The 1,506-nt window shown below is 69.7% G+C and carries 2 protein-coding genes; both read left to right on the forward strand.

The window, feature by feature from the left end; all coding sequences use genetic code 11:
* The first annotated feature begins 216 nt into the window (after nt 1-216).
* On the forward strand, nt 217-732 hold the full coding sequence (gene rplQ, locus VXC91_RS45435) for a 50S ribosomal protein L17 (RefSeq protein ID WP_329513183.1): 516 nt from the start codon (nt 217-219) through the stop codon (nt 730-732).
* 72 nt (nt 733-804) lie between these two features.
* The coding region (gene truA, locus VXC91_RS45440; protein WP_329513184.1) for a tRNA pseudouridine(38-40) synthase TruA at nt 805-1,506 on the forward strand (702 nt) is incomplete at its 3' end.

A 1,506-nucleotide genomic window follows, 5' to 3' on the forward strand; every position in this document is an offset into this window, starting at 1 on the left:
ACCGCCGCCGCCGACGCCTTCGGTGCCGACGACGACGCGGACGCGGGTTTTGTGGAGACCGAGCAGTACTGACCGGTCTTCGGCTGCGGACCCGCTGCGGCGGGTCGCGCAGCTCCCCGCGCCCCTCGGGGCGCGGGGTCTCCGACAGGCGCCCGCCTGCTCGGATACTGACCCCGGTACCTGACACGGCCGGGGCAGACACCTAGGAGAAACACGATGCCGAGGCCCACCAAGGGTGCCCGTATGGGCGGCAGCGCCGCGCACGAGAAGATCATCCTCGCGAACCTCGCGAAGTCGCTCTTCGAGCACGGCCGTATCACCACCACCGAGGCGAAGGCCCGCCGCCTGCGCCCGTACGCCGAGCGTCTGATCACCAAGGCGAAGAAGGGCGACCTTCACAACCGCCGCCAGGTGCTCCAGACCATCACGGACAAGAGCGTCGTCCACATGCTCTTCACCGAGATCGGCCCGCGTTACGAGAACCGTCCAGGCGGTTACACCCGCATCACCAAGATCGGCAACCGCCGTGGCGACAACGCGCCCATGGCCGTGATCGAGCTGGTCGAGGCGCTGACGGTGCAGCAGAAGGCGGTCGGCGAGGCCGAGGCGGCGACGAAGCGCGCCGTCAAGGAGGCCGATGCCAAGGCCGAGGAGACCAAGGCCGAAGAGGTCGTCGAGGACGCCAAGCCGGCCGAGGCCGTCGAGGCTGCCGAGGAGTCCAAGGACGCCTGAGGTTGACCTCGCCGAAAGCGGGTCCGTCCGTCCGGGCAGGCCCGCTTTCGCGTTCCTGAGAGGATCTTCTACGTGAGTGACGAAGTGCAGCCCGGGTTCGTACGGGTGCGGCTGGATCTGTCGTACGACGGCACCGACTTCCACGGCTGGGCCAAGCACGCCGGTGGCAGGCGGACCGTGCAGGGGGAGATCGAGGACGCCCTGCGCACCGTCACCCGGTCCGGGGAGACCTTCGAGCTGACCGTTGCCGGGCGGACAGATGCCGGGGTGCACGCGCGGGGGCAGGTCGCCCACGTCGAGCTTCCCCTCGCCGTCTGGGGTGAGCACCGCGGGAAGCTGCTCAAGCGGCTCGCCGGGCGCCTGTCCAAGGACGTGCGCGTGTGGGCCGTCAGAGAGGCGCCCAGCGGCTTCGACGCCCGTTTCTCCGCGATCTGGCGGCGGTACGCCTACCGGGTCACCGACAACCCGGGCGGTGTCGATCCATTGCTGCGCAACCACGTGCTGTGGCACGACTGGCCGCTCGACGTCGACGCCATGAACGAGGCGGCGCGGTTCCTCCTCGGGGAGCACGACTTCGCCGCCTACTGCAAGCGCCGTGAAGGGGCCACCACGATCCGTACGCTCCAGCAGCTCAGTCTGGTGCGCGGGGACGACGGGATCATCACCGCCACTGTCCGCGCGGACGCCTTCTGCCACAACATGGTGCGGTCGTTGATCGGGGCGCTGCTGTTCGTGGGCGACGGGCACCGCGCGTCGGACTGGCCGGCGAAGGTG

The sequence above is a fragment of the Streptomyces chiangmaiensis genome (assembly GCF_036281785.1).
Lineage (GTDB): Bacteria > Actinomycetota > Actinomycetes > Streptomycetales > Streptomycetaceae > Streptomyces > Streptomyces chiangmaiensis.

What these genes read in the sequence shown, in the direction of transcription:
- rplQ (WP_329513183.1), top strand. Translation starts at nt 217, where the DNA reads ATGCCGAGGCCCACCAAGGGTGCCCGTATGGGCGGCAGCGCCGCGCAC.